This window comes from Paenibacillus sp. FSL R5-0749 (assembly GCF_038595085.1).
Lineage (GTDB): Bacteria > Bacillota > Bacilli > Paenibacillales > Paenibacillaceae > Paenibacillus.
Window position 1 is genome coordinate 2,383,282 of sequence record NZ_CP152005.1, and the last position, 21,895, is coordinate 2,405,176.

At 46.6% G+C, this 21,895-nt stretch carries 16 protein-coding genes; 13 read left to right on the top strand and 3 right to left on the bottom strand.

The features are described from left to right. The first annotated feature begins 105 nt into the window (after positions 1-105). The 12 genes from MKY85_RS10700 (at position 106) to coaD (ending at position 16,172) form a co-directional block, all read left to right on the top strand. Positions 106-3,159, top strand: a complete 3,054-nt coding sequence (locus MKY85_RS10700; protein WP_342573331.1) for a X2-like carbohydrate binding domain-containing protein — start codon at positions 106-108, stop codon at positions 3,157-3,159. 273 nt (positions 3,160-3,432) lie between these two features. After that, positions 3,433-4,980, top strand: a complete 1,548-nt coding sequence (locus tag MKY85_RS10705) for a response regulator transcription factor (protein ID WP_342572556.1) — start codon at positions 3,433-3,435, stop codon at positions 4,978-4,980. A gap of 18 nt (positions 4,981-4,998) precedes the next feature. Beyond that, entirely contained in the window at positions 4,999-6,768 is a 1,770-nt protein-coding gene (locus MKY85_RS10710) for a sensor histidine kinase (RefSeq protein WP_342572557.1), read from the top strand. A 351-nt stretch (positions 6,769-7,119) separates the two neighbouring features. After that, positions 7,120-8,403, top strand: coding sequence for an extracellular solute-binding protein (locus tag MKY85_RS10715; protein WP_339261376.1), 1,284 nt, complete (start codon positions 7,120-7,122; stop codon positions 8,401-8,403). Positions 8,404-8,534: 131 nt separating this feature from the next. Next, positions 8,535-9,434 (top strand): sugar ABC transporter permease, encoded by a 900-nt coding sequence (locus tag MKY85_RS10720; RefSeq protein ID WP_253433650.1) that lies wholly within the window; start codon positions 8,535-8,537, stop codon positions 9,432-9,434. Beyond that, complete coding sequence (locus tag MKY85_RS10725; RefSeq protein WP_339241495.1) at positions 9,427-10,257, top strand: carbohydrate ABC transporter permease; 831 nt, start codon at positions 9,427-9,429, stop codon at positions 10,255-10,257. The genes MKY85_RS10720 and MKY85_RS10725 overlap by 8 nt, the downstream gene beginning before the upstream one ends. A gap of 159 nt (positions 10,258-10,416) precedes the next feature. Next, complete coding sequence (locus MKY85_RS10730; protein ID WP_342572558.1) at positions 10,417-13,464, top strand: glycoside hydrolase family 2 TIM barrel-domain containing protein; 3,048 nt, start codon at positions 10,417-10,419, stop codon at positions 13,462-13,464. A 165-nt stretch (positions 13,465-13,629) separates the two neighbouring features. Beyond that, entirely contained in the window at positions 13,630-13,935 is a 306-nt protein-coding gene (locus MKY85_RS10735; protein ID WP_339241499.1) for a hypothetical protein, read from the top strand. Between the two features lie 40 nt (positions 13,936-13,975). Then, a complete protein-coding gene (locus tag MKY85_RS10740) occupies positions 13,976-14,257 on the top strand; it encodes a hypothetical protein (RefSeq protein WP_342572559.1) in 282 nt (93 codons plus the stop codon). A gap of 62 nt (positions 14,258-14,319) precedes the next feature. Further along, positions 14,320-14,754, top strand: coding sequence for a hypothetical protein (locus MKY85_RS10745; protein ID WP_342572560.1), 435 nt, complete (start codon positions 14,320-14,322; stop codon positions 14,752-14,754). A 301-nt stretch (positions 14,755-15,055) separates the two neighbouring features. After that, entirely contained in the window at positions 15,056-15,664 is a 609-nt protein-coding gene (rsmD, locus tag MKY85_RS10750; protein ID WP_253433670.1) for a 16S rRNA (guanine(966)-N(2))-methyltransferase RsmD, read from the top strand. A 1-nt stretch (position 15,665) separates the two neighbouring features. Next, positions 15,666-16,172, top strand: a complete 507-nt coding sequence (gene coaD / locus MKY85_RS10755) for a pantetheine-phosphate adenylyltransferase (RefSeq protein WP_085981453.1) — start codon at positions 15,666-15,668, stop codon at positions 16,170-16,172. Here the strand turns inward: coaD and MKY85_RS10760 are convergent. Continuing rightward, positions 16,150-17,487: a nucleoside recognition domain-containing protein gene (locus MKY85_RS10760; protein ID WP_342572561.1), complete on the bottom strand. Its 1,338-nt coding sequence runs from the start codon at positions 17,485-17,487 to the stop codon at positions 16,150-16,152. The genes coaD and MKY85_RS10760 overlap by 23 nt on opposite strands. 314 nt (positions 17,488-17,801) lie before the next feature. Between MKY85_RS10760 and MKY85_RS10765 the strand changes: the two genes are divergently transcribed. Beyond that, positions 17,802-18,842, top strand: a complete 1,041-nt coding sequence (locus MKY85_RS10765; RefSeq protein WP_342572562.1) for a SepM family pheromone-processing serine protease — start codon at positions 17,802-17,804, stop codon at positions 18,840-18,842. Positions 18,843-19,123: 281 nt separating this feature from the next. Here the strand turns inward: MKY85_RS10765 and MKY85_RS10770 are convergent, their stop codons facing one another. Both MKY85_RS10770 and hmpA read right to left on the bottom strand, forming a co-directional pair. After that, positions 19,124-20,356 carry a nucleotidyltransferase gene (locus MKY85_RS10770; RefSeq protein WP_342572563.1) on the bottom strand — a complete coding sequence of 411 codons (1,233 nt, stop codon included), beginning with the start codon at positions 20,354-20,356 and terminating at the stop codon, positions 19,124-19,126. Positions 20,357-20,528: 172 nt separating this feature from the next. Further along, positions 20,529-21,764, bottom strand: coding sequence for an NO-inducible flavohemoprotein (hmpA, locus tag MKY85_RS10775; RefSeq protein WP_342572564.1), 1,236 nt, complete (start codon positions 21,762-21,764; stop codon positions 20,529-20,531). Positions 21,765-21,895: the final 131 nt, after the last annotated feature.

A 21,895-nucleotide genomic window follows, 5' to 3' on the forward strand; every position in this document is an offset into this window, starting at 1 on the left:
GCCATCATCAGCACGATGAGACAGCGGGGATAGACCAAAATGCAGTAACAAAGTTAAAGAGGAGGATAAGTTGATATGAGAACGTTTATGGGGAAATTACGAATCATGAGCCTGACAGTTGCTGTAGTAACTGCTTCGCTGGGAGGACTTGCTGGAACTACATCGGCGGCGCCGAGTGAAGCCTATGAGTGGAAAAATGTGGTGACAGGTGCAGGAGGCGGGTTTGTACCGGGTATTATTTTCAACGAATCTGAAAAGGATCTGATCTATGCCCGTACGGATATCGGGGGAGCCTATCGCTGGAATGCGGCTGACGAGAGCTGGATACCCTTAACGGATTTTGTTGGCTGGGATGACTGGAACAAGAATGGTGTGGACGCACTGGCTACGGACCCGGTTGATCCTGATCGCGTGTATATGGCAGTTGGGACGTATACGAACTCGTGGGACCAAAATAATGGTTCCATCTTGCGTTCTACGGATCGGGGAGATACATGGCAGACTACAACACTTCCGTTCAAAGTGGGCGGTAACATGCCAGGACGTTCGATGGGCGAACGCTTGAGCGTGGATCCGAATGATAACCGTGTCCTGTATTTCGGTGCACGAAGTGGTCATGGATTATGGAAAAGTACTGATTACGGTGTGACCTGGAACGAAGTCACAAGCTTCCCGAATCCGGGGAATTATGTGCAAGACCCTTCGAATGAGTATACCAGTGACATCGTAGGCCTGGCATGGATTACGTTTGACAAAACAACAGGTTCGGCAGGGCAGGCAACCCAGACTATCTATGTGGGTGTTGCGGATAAAGCTCAGAGTGTATATAGAAGCACGAATGGCGGCCTGACCTGGTCAGCTGTTGCGGGTCAACCAACAGGTTATATCCCGCACCATGGTGTGTTTGATTCAGATGGAAGCCTCTATATTACGTACAGCGATGGTGTTGGACCCTATGATGGGACAAAAGGTGACGTTTGGAAACTGAACACGTCAACAGGTGTCTGGACCAACATCAGCCCTGTTCCAAGCAGCAGCACGGATAATTATTTTGGATATGGCGGATTGGCTGTCGATGCCCAGAATCCCGGTACATTGATGGTTGCGACATTGAATTCCTGGTGGCCTGATGCCACGTTGTTCCGCAGTACAGATGGGGGAGCGTCATGGACACGCATATGGGAATTTGATGGATATCCGAACCGGAAGTTACGGTATACACAGGATATTTCGGCAGCGCCATGGCTCACATTTGGCACGAATCCTGCCCCACCCGAAACTACTCCAAAACTGGGCTGGATGATCGGTGATCTGGAGATTGATCCGTTTGATTCGGATCGCATGATGTATGGAACGGGTGCTACGATCTATGGAACAAAGAACCTGACAGACTGGGATGATGACGAAAAAATCAATATTTCAGTGATGGCTAAAGGTGTTGAAGAGATTGCCGTACTGGATCTGATCAGCCCGCCAAGGGGTGCACATTTGGTAAGCGGATTGGGGGATGTCTCCGGATTCCGTCATAACAATCTGGACCAGGCGCCAGCGACCATATTTACGAGTCCGAACTATCCTTCCACAGAAAGTCTGGATTTTGCAGAGTTAAGTCCGAATACGATGGTTCGCGTAGGGAAAGCAGATTATGCTGCCGATCCAAATGCAAGATCCATTGGTTTGTCCAGTGATGGAGGCACGACATGGTATAAAGCAAGTGCAGAACCTGCCGGCACAACCGGAGGGGGGACTGTAGCCATCTCTGCAGATGGTAACCGACTGGTATGGAGCACGTCAGACAAAGGTGTACATTACTCGACTGGTGGCAATTCCTGGACGGCAAGTACGGGGATACCTGCCCAGGCGAAAGTGGTTTCAGATCGTGTCAACCCTAACAAATTCTATGGATTCGCAGCGGGCAAAATCTATGTGAGTGTGAATGGTGGCGCTACCTTCACGGCATCATCTGCGACCGGACTTCCAGTGGAAGGAAATGCCGATCTGGATGCCGTTCCAGGTGTTGAAGGTGAACTATGGTTTGCAGGTGGTAGTGAGGAAGCAGGTCCTTACGGATTGTGGCATTCCACGGATTCAGGAGCGACATTCACGAAGCTTGCCAATGTAGAGGAAGCAGACAGTATCGGATTTGGTAAAGCGGCCCCTGGGCAGAACGTTGTTGCGTTATATACGGTTGCACAGATCGATGGAACACGTGGATTCTTCCGCTCCGATGACGGTGGGGCCAATTGGGTTCGTATCAACGATGATCAGCATCAGTATGCTCGTGTAACCACAATTACAGGTGATCCACGTTTGTATGGCAGAGTATATCTCGGAACGAATGGCCGTGGAATTTTGTATGCTGACCGTGTTGGAGGTAACAATGGCGGAGGAGACGGCGGGGGTACAACACCAGTAACAAACTCTGCGATTACACCAGTTACAGCCGAATTTGATCGCAAAGCCGATAATCAGGTTGATATTCCAGTCACGTTAACGCTGAACGGCAATACACTTGTATCCATTCGTAATGGGAATGCAACGCTGGTTTCGGGTACAGATTACACGTTAACAGGCAATGAGGTCGTATTGAGTAAAAATTATCTGGCTTCCCTGCCAAATGGCGCAGCGGCACTAACCTTTCAATTCAGCGCAGGCGCTCATGCTACCTTGAATCTGCTCATCAAAGACACGACAGCTGCACCAGCTGGAACCATCCGCATTGAAATGTTTAATAGCAACACATCGGCAACGGGCAACTCCATCAGCCCCAAATTCAAACTGACGAATACGGGCACTACAGCATTGGATCTGTCTGATGTGAAAATCAGATACTATTACACGATAAACGGTGAACAGCCTCAGAACTTCTTCGCTGACTGGGCGACAGCCGGCAGTTCGAATGTAACAGGTACATTCAGTGCACTCAATCCAGTACGGACGGGTGCCGATCACGTGCTTGAGATCGGCTTCACAGCTTCAGCTGGAATATTAAATGCAGGACAAAGCACGGAAATCCATACTCGCATCTCCAAGAGCAATTGGACCAACTATACGCAAACGGATGATTATTCTTTTGCAGGCAGTCAGACCGCCTATACGGAGTGGTCCAAAGTCACGGGTTATATCTCGGGAAGTCTCCAGTGGGGAATTGAACCATAAGGGATAGATTTAACATAATATAAGATTGAAAATAGGGGTCCTGATTCGCCAAATGATCGAAAGGCGATTCAGGACTTCTTATTTTGTCGAAATATAGTGTAAACTATAGATAGTTACCATTGAATATACGATCGTTTTAGGATATAAAAAGATGTACAATCAATTTAATTTTAATGTAACCGCTAACACTGGAAAGTGTTTATAACCGATATATAATAAGTTGGTATAGCCTGTACAGATATAGAGGAAAGATTAGACAAGGGGGTCGCGATCATGAACCGGTTGTGCAAGGTGCTGATTGTTGACGATGAGTTTCTGGTAAGGCAGGGCATAAAGCATCATATGAACTGGGAAGCAGAAGGATTTATCATTGTGGGTGAAGCTTCCAACGGTGAAGAAGGTTTACAGCAGGTGAGCCTGTTAAAACCGGATATTGTGATTACCGACATTGTCATGCCTGTCATGGATGGTGAAACGTTTGTCCGTACACTAAAAGCCAATAATCCGCAGATTGAAGTTATTGTACTTAGCAGTTTCAGTGAGTTCGAATATGTACGATCTACGCTTCAGCACGGAGCAGCAGATTATATACTGAAACCGAAGCTGGACACGAATGAATTATTGCAGGTCCTTCAACGCACAGCGGGTAAAATTCCGGAGCTGCAGTTTGAGCCGTCGCACGATGGCTGGAGACTTGGACAGCTGATGGAGAAGATGTTATCCGGATTTACATTGGATGAAGATAGTGAAATGGCGATGATACGAGATACCTTTCCCCACAAATCCTTTCGTTTACTTGTGTATGAACCGATGGATGCTGGAGGGAATCGACTAAAGCTGGATCAGGAACAGATGGAATCCAGGCTCCGCAGTGATCTGCCTGAAGTGGAATGTGCTATGGTTCCGGCAGAGGGTACATTACCTGTGATGCTTCTTAATGTCGATCCCGCGAGAGATGGCTGGTTGGTTGAACGGATTAGACAGTTGGCGAGTGAAAAAGCTACAGGAGAAGGCGGTCCTGGTTGGGTACTTAGTGAAAGCTTTACTTCATTTGAACAGATGGGTGTTGTCTATCGCGAACGCCTGATTAAACTGATGGAATATCGCTTCTATTATAAGGATCGACCCATTCTGGTGTATGGTGAACTGCCTCCACTGCATCCCGCTGGTTATCAGTTTAATGTGAATATGTTCTTACAGCATGTGAAGCGTAACCGGGTCGAAACGGCAAGAGAGTATCTACAGGAACATGCGACAACCCTTGGACGGGATTATATTGCCGATGTGTTTGAGATCAAATCATTTCTCGGTAACTTGATCTTCAATGTGACCATTACCCTCGCGGATATGGATGTTCAGTCTTCCGGGTTGGAAGAGAGCAAATATACGTATTTCAAAAATGTGGACGGGGCTTCGAGTCTGGACGAAGTCATGACTGTACTTGATCAGTTTATGACGGAAGTTCAGGAGTGCACCGCTGGTGCAGGTGGAAAACGAAGTGACCCGAATATGAAGATGCTGCTGGACTATATGCATGAGCATTTTGACCAGCCACTCGGACTTGCTGAAGTAGCCAAGCACTTTCATTTCAATCCATCGTATTTATCCAGTTATTTTTCATCTCACAAAAAAGAAGGATTTAATGAATATCTGAATAAAATTCGGATTGAAAAAGCCGAGGAACTGCTGCGATCCGATGATGTAACGATCTCTGAAATTAGCAGTATGGTAGGCTATTCCGATCATAGTTATTTTTGCAAAGTGTTCAAAAAATTCACCGGACTATCACCAAGCCGATACCGGCGCAAATTCTGGGCATAAAGTCAGAAGGATAAGATCATGAAGAAATGGATGAACAGATTATCTCGTCTCGGTTTATTTCCCAAGTTGTTTCTGGTTATGGTCATCAGTATTGTTCTCGTCTCTGTACTCATCTTATGGACGACCATTCATATGTCTACCAATCTGTTTACCGAGACGTTCAGTATCACAAACTCCAAAGTGCTTAATCAGATCAAGACCAATTTTGAGTCTTTTAATGAATCGATTGCTGCGGTTACCAATAATGTAACTCAAAGTGGTGCCATTCGGGGATTTCTGTCTGAGGGGGATGCAGACTCAGTCTCAACGGCCAAATCTTTCTATAATATGCGTGAAACCATGAACCGGGTTCAAACCATTATCGAGTCATATGAAGTTGGGATTACCATTGTGGGTGTGAACGGACGAAGTTTTTCCACCAATCCGGCTTACATTAAGAAGACAGGAGATGAATTGAAGCAGGAGCCTATTACTAAAGAAGCGCTCGAGTCGCCGAGTCGGCTAATCTTTGACTATTACCGTGGTGATACCAGTGAAGGCGAACTGCAGATGATTTCTGCAACAAAGGCATTGACGGATCGAACAAGAAGTCATATATACGGGACACTTTATGTCACCATGAGAGAAGTGGAGTTCCAACAGTTCTATTCCAGTTTCACGAGTCGGGGTAATGATGTGGTCATTATGAACGAAAAGGGCGAAATCATATCTTCAAACCGTATGGACTGGATCGGAACAATTCAGCCGGAGCTACTCACATATGCTAAGGATTTGAGTGGGGACGCTTCGAAAAGTATTAATGCTCGTGTCATGGGGCAGGAGAGCATTGTTCTATCCGAGTATTTACCCTTTTATCGGTTTTACCTGATTAATGTGGTGGATAAAGATATGGCGATGGGGCAGCTCATTGACATGAAGACGGTTGCGTTGATCTGTACAGCGATCGTTATCGGTGCGCTTGTTCTGGTGTTTCTGATTACCAGCCAAATCACCAAATCACTGCGCAGACTGGTGAAGCAGATGTCTAATATCACGAAAAGTGATCTGGATAACTACATACCGGTTAGTGGCAGTTACGAGAGTCGGCAACTGGGCCATGCGTACAACTACATGCTTGATGAATTGCATGATTATGTGGATCAATTAGTACAGACACAGCATGAACAACGAAACGCAGAGCTTGCGGCATTACAGAGTCAGATTAATCCTCATTTCTTGTACAATACACTTGCATCTGTCAAAGTGCTGGTGCAACAAGGCAACAAGGACAGGGCTGCGGATACCATTAATGCCTTGATTGGATTGCTGCAAAATACGATCAGTGATGTGAGTCAGACGGTTACAGTGGAGCAAGAAGTTGAGAATTTGAAAAATTATGTCTTCATTAATCACGTCAGATACGGTGGCCGAATTAAAGCAGCTTTTTACGTTGCTCCGGATTGCACACACTATCATATACCCAAACTGGTGATCCAGCCGTTTATCGAGAACGCATTTTTCCATGGATTTATCAAGAAAGAGACGGGTACGATTCATGTCATGGTGTCCAGAGCAGGAGAATCACTTATCTGTGAAATTATGGATAATGGCGATGGTATTGAAGGATTTGTCATGGGAGAAACGTTGCCCAATCCGAAAAATAATCGTCAACTTTTCAGCGGAATCGGTATTCGCAATGTACATGACCGTATTGAGTTATTATATGGTTCGCCTTATGGTGTTACCATTATGAGTAAAGTCGGGGAAGGGACGAGAGTCACCGTTACACTGCCTTTAATCACGGGTTGAATTCTAGCCTGTTTCAATTGAATACGATTAAAATCATGATCCCTCGTGGCTGTATTTCTGCAGAAACGGGGGATTTTGGTGTGTCAGAGTTGCAATGAAAACACATATTTGTACGATTTCAAGATCAAGATAATACAAAATCAAAAGAAATTACAAAAAACCAAAATTAATGCAAACGGTTTCTGTAAAGGTTTTCATTGTGGCAATAAGATGACAAATCCGCACAAAATTATTACTAACGAATGGAGATATGGGAATGATAAGATGAATACATCGAAAGCAACCGCTTTCAGAAAACGCAAACAAATTACACACAAAGAGGTCGAAGGGGAGTTGAACGTTTTGAAAAAAATGTGGGTATTGATGCTCGTTACAGTACTGCTGTTGTCCGCATGTTCATCCGGTGGTGGAGGTAATTCTGCCAGTGGTGGAGATGAAAAAACAAACGAAATTACGATCTGGGCTTGGGACAAAGCATTTAATGTCGCTGCTCTTGAACAAGCAAAAGAAATTTATCAAAAAGAAAATCCTGATTTGAAGATCAACATCATTGAGAATGCTCAAGATGCGATTATCCAGAAGCTGAACACAGGATTGAACTCTGGAACAAGCAGCGGTCTTCCAAACATTGTATTGATTGAAGACTATCGTGCACAAAGCTTCCTGAGTGCGTATCCGGATGCGTTTAAAGATTTGTCTTCTACAATTAAAGCTTCCGATTTTGCAGATTACAAAATTGGACCAACTTCTTATGAGGGCAAACAATATGGAGTTCCATTTGACTCCGGCGTAGCAGGTTTGTACTACAGAACGGATTTGTTGGAACAAGCGGGCTACAAGTCTGCTGACCTGCAAGACATCACTTGGGATGATTACATCCAAATCGGTAAAGATGTAAAAGCAAAAACAGGTAAAGAGCTGCTGTCTCTTGACCCGAATGATCTTGGTATCATTCGCATGATGATCCAAACAGCAGGCAAATGGTACACTGCAGAAGATGGCAAGACACCTGACATCAGCAGTAACCCTGCATTGAAAGAAGCTTTCGAAACGTACAAAAAAATGATGGATGCCAACATTGTTAAATTGCACTCTGACTGGAGTCAATTCGTTGCCAACGCCAATAATGGTAGCGTAGCAACAATTCCTACAGGTAACTGGTTCTCACCATCTGTACGTCAAGAAGCATCCCAATCCGGTAAATGGGCTGTAGCTCCAATGCCGAAAATGGCTGGTCAATCTAACTCTGTACATGCATCCAACTTGGGCGGTAGCTCATGGTATGTTATGAACAATGTACCTGGTGCAGATCAAGCAGCTGACTTCATGGCTAAAACATTTGGTTCTGACAAACAATTGTACCAAGACTTGTTGACAAACATTGGTGCGATCGGTACCTACAAACCAGCTACTGATGGTGATGCGTACAACAAGCCAGATGAGTTCTTCAGCGGTCAAAAAATCTTCAGTGATTTCGCAAATTGGACCAAAGAAATTCCAAATGTAAACTATGGTAGCAACACATATGCAATTGAAGACATTCTGGTTGTTGAAATGCAAGCGTACCTGAATGGTAAATCAATTGATGAAGTTTTGGCTGAAGCACAAAAACAAGCTGAAGCACAATTAAACTAGGATACCCAAGGTAACTTATAGAACCCAAGGTAACTCGGAGCCGTCTCCCTTGTCTGGCGCAAGTCGAACCGGATAAGGCGAGAGGCTCTGTGGGTTCTATCCATGTTCCGTGGAGAGAGAGGAGCCATACTGTGAAAGCCATAAATACAGGAGACAGTCTCCAAAAGAAAAGTAATTTGACTGGATGGGCTTTTGTTTTGCTGGCTGTTATCGGAATTGTAGCATTTTACTTCTATCCGATGATTCAAGCGCTGCTCTTATCATTCAAGTCTGGCAAAGGGGCCAATCTTGAATTTTCGGGCCTTGCGAACTACAAAAGATTGTTAGTTGATACCACGTTCCGCACAGCATTATCGAACACATTCATCTACTTGATCATTCAAGTGCCAGTAATGATTATTCTCGGTTTGTTTATTTCCGTATTGCTGAATGACAGCACACTGCGCTTCCGGAGTTTCTTCCGCACAGCCATTTTCTTGCCTTGTGTAACTTCATTGGTAGCCTATTCTGTTGTATTCAAATATTTGTTTGCACCGGATGGAATGGTCAATCAATTCTTGATGGGCTTGCACATTATTGGTGATCCAATTCAATGGATCACAGACCCGTTCTGGGCTAAAATTACGATCATAATCGCCGTTACTTGGCGTTGGACCGGATATAACATGATTTTCTATCTGTCATCTCTGCAGAATATCGATCAATCGATCTATGAAGCAGCCAAAATAGACGGAGCCAATGCATTCACCCAATTTTTCAAAATTACAGTTCCTTTGCTCAAACCCATTATCCTCTTCACGTCGATCACATCAACGATTGGTACTTTGCAAATCTTCGATGAGATTATGAATATTACGAAGGGTGGTCCAGGTAATGCGACCATGTCGATCTCACAGTATATCTACAACCTTTCGTTCAAATATTCACCGGACTTTGGATATGCAGCAACGGTTTCATATTCCATCGTAATTTTGATCATTGTATTGTCCATTATCCAGTTTAAAGTGGCAGGTGATAATAAAAATGGCTAAATTTAAAGCAAAACGAATTTTCACTTATGTGTTCCTGTCCATCGTCGCTTTTGTATCCATTTTTCCATTCTTCTGGATGTTGGTCAGTTCAACGAATGCGTCTGTTGATGTAACCAAAGGAAGATTGTTACCGGGTTCGGCTTTCATTGATAACTTCAACAAACTGCTTGATTCGACAAATCTCGTGCAGGCTCTAGGGAACTCGGCTATTATCTCGATCGTCTCGACTGCTCTGGCGCTATTGATTGGTTCCATGGCAGGTTATGGATTCGAGGTATTCCGTACGAAGTCCCGTGATATCGTGTTTAATATCCTGTTGTTATCCATGATGATCCCGTTTGCAGCAATCATGGTACCCCTGTACCGCATGTTCGCAACAATCTCCGGTGTTGCACCAGTGATCGGTATTAATACAATGGCAGCAGTTATCCTGCCAACCATTGCAACAGCGTTCCTGATCTTCTTCTTCCGTCAGAACACCAAAATGTTCCCGAAAGATTTGCTGGAAGCTGGACGTATTGATGGTTTGAGTGAACTCGGGATCTTCCTGAAGATCTATATGCCAACAATGAAAACAACTTATGCAGCGGCAGCAATTATTACATTCATGAGTAGCTGGAACAACTATCTGTGGCCACTCATTGTATTGCAAACGCCTGACCAACAAACGATTCCGCTATTGATCTCAAATCTTGGTGCTGGTTATGCTCCGGATTACGGAGTAATCATGACAGCGATCGTTATTGCAACACTACCTACAGCAATCGTATTCTTCATCATGCAGAAACATTTTGTTGCAGGTATGGTAGGTTCCGTGAAATAAGCATAACCGCATAATGCGTCCGTATCGGACGAGTGCAGGAAAGAGAAGAGGACGCCTGTCAGGCGTACCTCTGTCTTTTTTGTATTTTGTATGAATGCAAATGGAAATCCACATGAACCTATAAGCCAAACTATACCGTTTTAAAGGGAGAGAGAGCCGATGAAAGCAACAAAGGCAGATATCAACTGGTTGGGAGACGTAAGTGTATTTGAGGTGAACCGTCTTCATGCCTATTCCGATCACCGTTATTACCAAACAATGGACGAGGCAGTGGGTTCAGGCGCCATGTCCATGCGTTATGATCTGAATGGAACGTGGAAATTCAACTATGCGATTCGTCCAGACAGCCGTCCTGAGTTTTTCTATACATCCGATTTTCCCAGTGAGGGCTGGGATGACATTGAAGTTCCGGGACATATCCAGTTACAGGGATACGGACAGATTCAATACGTAAACACACAATACCCTTGGGATGGCCTGAATGAAATTCGTCCACCGGCATTGCCACAGGATAAAAACCCTGTTGGAAGTTATATTCGTACGTTCCACCTGCCAACAGGTTGGGAGTCAAATCCGGTTTATATTTCTTTCCAAGGCGTAGAGTCTGCATTCTATGTATGGCTTAACGGACAATTCGTAGGATACGGGGAGGACAGCTTTACGCCGTCTGACTTTGACCTGACGCCATTCCTTCAGGATGGTGAGAACAAACTGGCAGTCGAAGTGTATCAACGCAGCACAGGCAGCTGGCTGGAAGATCAGGATTTCTGGCGTTTCTCTGGTATTTTCAGAGATGTGTATCTGTATACGGTCCCTGCTGCACACGTACGTGATGTTCATGTTCGCACAGATCTGGACAAGTCCTATACGAACGGTACATTGCAACTCGATTTGAAACTGGAAGGAAAAGCGGTTGCTGGAGCACGTGTAGAGGCTGAACTTCGTGATCGTGAAGGCAATACTGTAAAAACGTTTGAATCCAAGGTTAAGGATGGTCAAGTAAGTCTTCGTGAAGACATTGGTACAGTGAACCTGTGGAGCGCAGAGATTCCATACTTGTATCGCCTCTATATTCGTGTATATGATGCTGCGGGTACACTGGTTGAGGTTGTTCCTCAAGCCGTTGGTTTCCGTACATTTGAAATGATTGACAAAGTCATGCACATTAATGGTAAACGTATTGTATTCAAAGGTGTGAATCGTCATGAGTTCAACCCGCGTCGTGGACGTGCGGTTACGAAGGAAGACATGCTGTGGGATGTTCGTACCATCAAGCAAAACAATATGAATGCCGTACGTACGTCACACTATCCAAACCAAAGTCTGTGGTATGAGCTATGTGATGAATATGGACTCTATGTTATTGACGAGATGAATCTGGAGACACACGGATCTTGGCAGAAGCTTGGCGCCGTTGAGCCTTCTTGGGTTATTCCAGGTGACAAACCGGAATGGCATGATATCGTTATGGATCGCGCTGTATCCATGGTGGAGCGTGACAAAAACCATCCGTCCATTCTGATCTGGTCTTGTGGTAATGAATCCCATGGCGGTGAAGTCATCTATAAAGTATCCCAGTACTTCAAATCAGCTGATCCAACCCGTCTGGTACATTACGAAGGTGTATTCCATGATCGCCGTTTCGATGAGACAAGTGATATGGAGAGCCGCATGTATGCCAAACCGGCGGACATTGAAGAATTCCTGAATGCCAACCCGATCAAACCTTATATCAGCTGTGAGTACATGCACGCTATGGGTAACTCTATTGGTGGCATGCACAAATATACGGAATTGGAAGACAAATACCCGATGTATCAAGGTGGATTCATCTGGGATTACATCGACCAATCCATTTATAAAAAAGATCGTTATGGCAAAGAGTTCCTCGCCTATGGCGGAGATTTCGGTGATCGTCCATCAGACTATTCGTTCTGTGGCAACGGTATCGTTCATGCTGATCGTAAAGTAACTGCGAAAATGCAGGAGGTCAAATTCCTGTATCAGAACATTAAGCTGTTCCCGGATCGTGAAGGCGTTAAGATCGTGAACGGAAACCTGTTCGCAGATACATCTTCGCTGGAACTGGTATACAGCCTGGAACGCGAGGGGCATGAAGTGCTGCGTGGAACAATGGAAGTGAACGTGGATGCGCAAAGCGAGACGGTAGTGAAACTTCCGCTGGGTGCAGAAGCCTTGGTGGGTGGCGAGTACGCTGTGAACACTGCTTTTGTGTTAAAAGAAGCTACACTCTGGGCCGACAAAGGCGAAGAAGTGGCATTTGGTCAGTTTATTTTCACTCAGGATCAGGTAAATGATGCAGCACAGACGGACCTGAACCTTGTAAGTGATGTACAAGTGGTTGAAGGTGACGTTAACATCGGTGTTCGTGCTGGCAAGACGCACGCGCTGTTCTCCAAGCAGTTCGGGACACTGGTTTCCCTGAAATTGTCCGGCCGTGAGACGATTGCTGTACCACCTGCACCGCTCTTCTGGCGTGCAATGACGGATAATGACAAAGGTATGGCCATGGGCTTCGAACTGGGTGCCTGGTATGCAGCGAGCCTGATGCCACGTTCTGTGGAGTGGAAAGCGGAACAGAAACCGGATCAATACCGGATCGAGTTCACGTACAAGCTTAACATTTCGGATGATGTACAAGTGAAAGTGGTGTATACCGTTCATGCAGATGGAAGTGTACGTGTGCATAATACGTATAAAGGTACAGCTGGATTGCCGAACCTGCCCATTCATGCATTGTCCTTCAGAACATCACCTGACTTCGAAAATGTGGAATGGCTCGCGATGGGGCCCGAAGAAAACTATGCAGACCGCGCATTTGGCGCACGTCTAGGCATCCATGGCAGCAAGGTTGCTGATACTGTAGCTCCTTATCTGGTACCACAGGAGTCGGGCAACCGTACTGGCGTACGTTGGGCCAAACTGACAGACAACGCGGGACGTGGCTTCAAAATTGAGGCATCCGGTACACCGGTTGAACTGAATGTTTCACCATATACGGCATTTGAGCTGGAGAACGCACAACATGCGTATGAATTGCCACCGGTGCACTATACGGTCGTGACTGTGGCCGGTAAACAAATGGGTGTCGGCGGTGATGATAGCTGGGGTGCTCCGGTTCATCCGGAATACCTGATCCCTTCGGACGGCGAACTGACATTTGAATTCGTCATTCGTGCACTGTAAGCTCCAGAATCGTACAGAAAAATAATGTATTAAATAAGAACAGAGGTCTTCGTTTGTCGAAGGCCTCTGTTTTGTTATGTCAATGTGCAGCTTGAGAGGCGTATGAAACCGTTCTCGTTCCGATCTCGTAATGTACAAGACAAGAAACATAAGAGGGGGTTCAAGATGAGTAGAAAAGCAAAGACAGGTATATGGGTGACGGTGTTGGTCTTTCTGGGCATCATTGTTGGATGTTTAATATGGTATTTCAATACGGCTTCGGGTGAACGTGCACTCAAAACGATGAGGTCCAACAACTCGGGCGGTCTGGAGAGAGTCGTTAAAGTATACAGCAATAATGGTGAATTGATTCAGACCTATGATGGCAAAATCGACGTGGAAGATACGGAATATGGCAACAAAGTATTATTCGATCTCAATGGGAAACGTGTTGTGATCTACAACGCAACGATTGTTGTAGAAGAGAAGTAAGGCAAAATTAAGGTGATGACTTAGAGGTGTGGTGATTTTTATGATGGATATGTACCTGATAATTCTTGTTGCCCTATTGGGCATGATCTTGTTCTATGGTTTAATCGCTTATTTCTTGATTCGCTTCATTACGAAAAAAGCATTCAAGATTACGTTAACCAAATATGAAATGATGGAGATTATGACCTGGCTTGCGGTGCTGTTTCTAACCTTTATGATGATTAAGACAAGTTCCATGAATCTTCTCTTGCCGGTTGTAGTACTTATCATTCCATTGATTAATTTACGGCGATCCAATCGGAAACAAAGAGAGATGAATTAGTATAGCTTGCTAAGTTAGCTAATGCACAAGAAGGATGAATATGAGCGAAGGGGAGCTTGATCATGATCTTGAGCAAATCAACGGACACGTCAGGATTAACGCAAGTTGCCAATCTTTCGGATGAGTTACAGTCTGTATTTGATAAAGCAGAAAGCAAATATCAAGTCGTTGATATAGAACTCTTCTTTGTTTTCAGGTGCCTTCCTGAAGAATACGACAGAAGATCAACGGTTAGGCATGTGAAGAAGGATAATGTCATCTATTTTGATCTGGTGGTCAGCGAAGATCGTTATAAGACATTAAGTAAGAGCAAGCAACGGTATGTGTTAAGCCATGAGTTCTATGCTTTTTTGAGCGAAAAAATACAGAAGTATAAGATTGAACATCTAAACACAAATGAATTTATCGCAGATATGGGCATGTGGCTAAGGGAGATCGGATGGCTGCAGACCGAAGAGGAAGCAGAAATAAGTGAATTTGAAGAAAAGGTTAACTAACATAACAAATTAAAATAAAAACAACAAAAAGAAGCCCTCTTTCGAGAGCTTCTTTTTCATGGGAGAGGAGAAACCGGACGAAGAGCTTATGGGGAAACGTAAGTCTTCTCCGCGGTTGTCTACGACACTTGTGATGTCGATAATTATAGAATCGCCCGATTGTTTCCTTTTTATACATATGCGTCAGCAATTCGGCAACAATTTTCCAAGGGGAATGAAGACCGCGCATTTTTCAAACGGAACCCGAATGTGGTACGATAGCCTTATCAATAAACTTACATAGAGAAAAGGTGACTCGTCAGTGAGAGTTGTATCTGGGAGTGCGAAAGGCAGGCCGCTGAAGGCTGTTCCTGGCACGGGTACGCGACCGACCACCGACAAGGTGAAGGAAGCGTTATTTAGCATGGTTGGTCCTTATTTTGAGGGCGGCACAGCATTGGATCTGTTTGCAGGCAGTGGGGGTCTCGGTATTGAGGCGCTGAGCCGCGGCATGGACAAGGCTGTTTTTGTTGATTTGGAATCAAAAAGTATTGAAGTCATCCGCATGAACCTGAAGGCGACCAAGCTTGAAGACCAGGCGGCGGTATACCGTAATGATGCAGGTCGTGCATTGAAGGCACTCGCCAAGCGAGGCACAACGTTCGATCTGGTATTTCTCGACCCGCCATATCGCATGAAGAACGGACACGAGTTGATGCTGACCATGCACGAACTGGAACTTCTGGAACCGGAAGCAACCATTGTGCTTGAATATGAATCCAAACATGATTACCCTGAGCAATTCGGCCCGTTTGAACAAACGCGCAAGGCTTTGTATGGGGAGACGGCAGTATCCATCTATTATTATGCGCCTGAAGCATTGGAAGATGGGGAATCCATTACACCGAAAGAGGAGGCTCCTCATGACTGAAATGATACATCGACAGGAACGGATCGCCGTATATCCTGGAAGTTTTGATCCCGTAACGATGGGGCATCTGGATATTATCGCCAGAGCGTCGAAGCAATTTGATCGCGTCATTGTGGCTGTGTTGAACAATATGAGCAAAAATCCGCTGTTTACGGTGGAGGAACGCAAAGAACTAATCACGGAAGTAACCCGCCATCTACCCAATGTGGAGGTGGACAGTTTCCGTGATCTGACAGCCAATTACGTCCGGCAAAAGGAAGCGCAGGTCATCGTTCGTGGTATACGCTCGGTAACTGATTTTGAATATGAATTGCAATTGGCATCGACCAACAGCAAGTTGAATCCGGATGCGGAAACGATATTTATGATGACCAATCCGAAATATTCCTATTTAAGTTCCAGCATCGTCAAAGAAATCGCTCATTATCATGGAGATGTTACAGATCTTGTATCACCTGAGGTGGAAGCAGCGCTCCGTCAGAAAATCAGCGAGAAAACCGGCGGTTAAACCAGAAGGTAAGCCCTGATAGACTAATCATGACTGCAAGAAGTAACGCAAGACCTATGCATGCAGCAGGGAAGACGCTCCAAATGGTGTTGATCGTGTATGTGTTACCTGGACTATGTATGAATAGCCAACCGAATGGTGTCGAGAGGTCCTGCTCCGCATTCGTCTGTAATGTGGTCCAGACTTCTGTGCTGTGACGGCTGAACGGCATCCACAGGAACAGACTGATGAAAAAGGCGATTAATCCATGAGTCAGACGAACTCCAGCAAAGTACAGCATCGCTTTGCTGCTTGGACCCGTTATTTTCAGGACGGCAGAGACTTGCAGGTGGGAGCATAAACCACCCCATCCCAGAACGGCTGCAAGCAGAGACATGAGCAGCGCGGGTGTAAGTGAAGTCTGACTCAAATGATAGGTGCCCAGGTGAAGCTCAAAGAAGGCTGGCCACAGCGCAGCAGAGGACCCGGGAGTCAGATACAGGGAGACCAACCGGATAAACACGGCAAAACCGATCATGTATCCTCCAGTCATCATCAAGGTCTGCACAGCTTGGGATACAGTGTCACCGAGCAGTTTGCCAAACCCTCTTCCATCACGACTATGGGCTTCCCTGGCTGCAATCATCAGTTCAGACCATATACGGCGTCGTTTGTATATAGAGTGGTGGGGTGCAGATGAGCGACTTATGGAATTTGCAGGACTTGCAGGCTGAGAATCAAGAGAGCTGTTATCTGCTTGCGCAGCTGTCAAGCCAGCCCGGTTTGTTTGGTTAGCCGGTGCAGGCAGGAGACGCGTGGCAAGAATAGCAGCGATCCAGCCGCTGATCCAGTGGACTACGAGTAGAAAATATCCGGCCGCTGGCTGGTGAAGAAACGCAGCACCAACGACCAGTATGATCATCATCGGATTGGCAAAATGAGACGCCGCCGCAAGGACAACCGCCTGCTTGGCGGTAATTTGTCTATCCTGAAATAAACGGGACACCGCATCTGCTCCTGCGGGGAATCCGCCGCACATGCCAACGGCAATAGCCAGACCTGCGTTGCCCGGAAGTCTGAACCATCGTTGCATTAACGGTCCGAGCAAGGCGCCGATTGCATGGGTGAAGCCAAACGCAGTAAGCATTTGAGATAACATGAGGAATGGGAGCATGGCAGGGAAGATGATTTTCCACCATATATCCAGACCTTGAATAGAGGCGTCAAACGCTTCTTTGGGTGAGGCAACTACCGCAATGACCAACATTAAAGCGCCGGTACTTAGGATTATCGTTCGTAATGGGCCAGAATCTCTAACCTCGCTCTGTAATGTCATCGTTTCACCTCATATCAGATAACGCTGCTTCGGCATCTGAATCGTTATGGACGGCCGAATGACGCCCAAAGGGCGATTCGGCCTTGACCGGACAGGCTATTGTATACAGCGGCCTATCCGGCCTGTACCATTGTATGCACAGGGACCAGAGTGTTAGACTTGAAAAAAAATGATGAAACAAGATGAGCTGAATATCTGCATTACACAGAGCGAGTATCTACCGGAGAATGGCAGTATTCACAAGGTGGAATTACGATCGCTGATTAGTGTAAAGTTTAGCTTATATAGAGATACAAAGAACGGAGGCTCATGCGATGAATCGGATTCGGAAATCTGGCGGATTCAGAGCTTCGATCTTTGTGATCGTGGTGGCTCTGGTCGTCTATGTTGCCGTGTACATGCCAACGCCGTATATCATATATATGCCTGGCAGTGCAGATGAAGTAAAACCAATGGTAACGGTTAAAGGTGGGGACCAGGAAGAACGCGGTGTGTTCATGATGACGACCGTGTCGGCAACATATGCCAATGTGTTTTTGCTAGGAACCTCTCTGTTCAATCAAAATGCTCAAGTGGATAAAAAGGAGGACCGACTGCGCGGCAAAAGCGAAGCGGAATACTCTGCCGAACAGGTGTGGTTCATGAGTGACTCACAATCCTCTGCAATGGAGGCTGCATACGAACAGGCTGGTGTGGCTTACTCTATTGTACCTGAACATATCTTTGTATTTGGACTGTCGGAAGATCCAAAACCCGATGGAGACATTGCTCCGGGCGATATTATTCTGGGCGTGAACGGAACAGCTACGCCGGATAATACGGTGCTTTCTGCCCAGTTAAAAGATAAAAAGGTTGGAGATACCGTCGAAATGCAACTGGAACGTGGCGGAGAGACCATTAGCCGGGACGTGAAACTGATTCAGGTAAAAGACAATAAAACGGGAGAGACCCGCCCGGGACTCGGCGTAATGATTGGTGCGGTTCAGAAGGTGAAACCTGAAGATCCGGACAAACAGATTTCCTTTACAGATACTCAGGTTGGTGGTCCGTCTGCTGGCTTGATGTTTACGTTGGAGATCTATAACCAGTTAACACCTGGAGATCTGACCAAGGGGCATCGAATTGCGGGTACAGGTACCATTACCAAGGACGGTGTGGTGGGTGCCATTGGTGGTGTAGTGCACAAGATTGTAGCCGCTGACCGGAAAGAAGCGGAGATCTTCTTTGTGCCGAAGGATAACTATAAGGAAGCAGCAGCCAAGGCTGAACAGATCGGCACCAAAATGAAACTTGTGCCTGTGAGCACGGTGGATGATGCGCTGGCGTATCTGAGAACCTTATCCGTGAAATCCTAGAATTATGATCGGGCGTGAATAGATAGAGTCCAGTTGAAACGAATGGGTAAAGTTCGGACGAAATCGGACTGAATGGATTACAGGGAATGAAGTGTGATCATAAGAAATGAGAGTATTAGCAGATTCAAAAGGTTAAATGGGAGAATCCCCTTGTTGCGATGTGCCTGAGCGGCGCGCAGCAAGGGGGTTTTCTAGTTGTATAGTTTAGTTTTCAGTAGTCGACATGAATGATCTGTTTGATGATGGAATGAAAAGGATTAAAACTTATGGTCAAAAGCGGATTACACTCTCACAGGTGACTCATAGTAGTCACTGAACATCCTGCGTGTGTCCTTATGCTCGCAAGCTAGCCCATACGCGACCTGAGCCTGGATGTCCAGTTCCAGTTGATGGTGCGTGAACGTCGAAGGTTTCAGCACTACAGGCAGCAACGCAGTCTTCTTCATTTGTTTAAGCAGGCTCTGCCCTTGAGTATTGAATCCGAGGACTCGGAGATATCCGGGTCCGGCAGCCAATTGCTCTGGTGAACACTCGGCTTTGGTGTGGTTCAGGAGCAGGTGGGCGAGCATACGCTGGAGCTTTGTGCGTGTGTATCGTTTGGTCTTCAGTGCATTCAGGAGTGCTTCGACTGAAGGCTCCGGTAGCTGAGCAAGTGTACGGATCAGCCGATGCTCCAAGCCTTCCGTGACTTCGGCGATGCGTTCCAGCTCGGAGGCACGGCGTGTGGCCGCGAGGTGAAACAGCGGCTGTGCAAAGCGCTCCCAGTGCATGGGAGCGCGGTTTTCCTGCCATTCGCGATGCAGAATGGCAAGAGTGGCCGCCGGCACGTATGGCGCGGCGGCGCTGGGCCCGTCCGCCATCAGCAGGCGGCGGACGGCTGTGGCACTGGCGATCGCCCCCGGGCCGGGCGTCGCCTCATGATACGCGGCACCGGTACGCGCCGCCGTAAAGGGCTGGATCGCGCTGCCGAGTCGTTGCAGCGCGATCAGGTAGTGCATCCCAAGCGAATTGTTGGGCTGCTCCAGCAGTGCAGCGGCGTCGCGAACATCGACGCCGCCGGGCGCCAGTGCCGCCGCCGCGCCTGCGTACGCGGCGGGGTAGCTGGCGCCTTCCCGCAGGCGGCGCGCGATGTCCTCGCGCATCCCTGCGGGCTCCACAGCCAGCACGCGCGCAATGCGCTGCAGGCTGTCCAAGTCGCCGGACTCGCTGCCAAAGCAGAGCGAGTCCACAACGCCGGTGCGGTCCAGCAAGGACACCGCACCGAAGGCAAACCACTCCGCCGGCTGAACAGCATAAGCCACCGGCAGTTCAAGTACCAGATCGGCGCCTGCGTGCAGCGCCATCTCGGTGCGCGCCCTTTTACCCACGATGGCGGGTTCGCCACGCTGGAGGAAAGGGCCGCTCATGACCGCAACAACGGCGTCTGCGCCGCTTAGCCGCCGAGCTTCCTGCAAATGATAGACATGCCCATTGTGCAAGGGGTTATATTCAACAATGACGCCTACGGCTCTCATGATTAGACGTACTCCTTTCGATTGGATAACCGAGTATGTATAACATCCATTCCATCATAGGGGATGTCATGTATTAGATCAAATCATGCACCCATTCAGACAAGAAAAAGCACAAATCCGACATCAATGGATGTCAGACTGTGCCAATCACATCTTCACAATCTCAGAACAGTTAGACATTTTCCGGCGCGGGAATAAGACTTGCTTTCGGCCCAAAAAATTCATAATGAATGTGGTCTGCTGGAACACCAAGCGCCTGCAGCTCCGTATACACTGAACGCATGAACGAAACGGGTCCGCACAGATAATAGGTGGCATCCAGTTCATCAATCACTTGGCGAAGCCAGACTGCATCCATATAACCTTCCTTATGAAAAAACTCATTTTCACGATCAGAAGCAGCGGGTTGAGTGTAACAATAATAGGCTTTAACGCTTTGATAACGTTCGGCCAGACTGTTCACATGATCACGGAACGCATGAGATTGACCATTCGGACTTGCATGCAAAAATGTAATTTTGCGGTTTTTGTCCAAGTTAACCAGTGTATTTAACATGCTGATCATGGGGGTTAGACCAACGCCACCGCTCAAGAGAACAATATGGCGTTTATCGTCTCTATCCAGCGTAAAGTCACCAGCAGGAGCGGATAGCTCCACCAGACTACCTTCTTCAATATGATCGTGGAGATACGTGGATATGACTCCATCAGGACGTTCTAATCCACTCAGCTCGCGTTTAACGGAAATGCGGTAGTAGGGTTTACCCGGTATATCTGAAAGGCTATACTGACGAATCTGGGTAAATGACTGTGCCTCCGGTTTGATCTTGATGCTGATGTATTGTCCTGGTTCATAGCTGGCAATTGGTTTACCATCATCTGGGACGAGGTAAAAGGATGTGATGACTCCACTTTCCTGCACTTTCTTGGCAACCTTGAAGGTACGAAATCCTTCCCAGCCACCTGTCTGGTTCTCTGCTTCCGCATACATGTCCTGTTCGATCCCGATAAAGGCATCTGCAATGACATTGTAGGCTTCGCCCCACGCCGTAATGATCTCATCGGTAGCCGCGTCTCCAAGCACATCTTTGATCGCTTGTAACAGATAGGTGCCCACAATCGCATATTGCTCTGGAACGATACCCAGACTGCGATGTTTATGGGCAACTTGCCGGACGGCAGGCAGGATGGAGGACAGATTATCGATATGCAGGGCGGCGGTGTATACCATATTGGCGAGGGCGGCTTGCTGTCGTCCCTGTTTCTGATTTGCGTGATTGAAAATATTCAGTAGTTCCGGATGAGCTGCGAACATCGTTTCGTAAAAATGGCGTGTGATCGCTTCACCGTGAACTTCAAGTACGGGTACTGTAGATTTAATGACTCTAATAGTGTGTTCACTTAACATACATTATCCCTCCCGATATAATATGAGATAGTTGAATAATAAATTGTTATGGAGCTGATTGTGCTTCGGTTTATAGCAAGTATAGGTAGGTGCCGAGAGGGACTGTGTGACATAGATCACACTAAACGTTA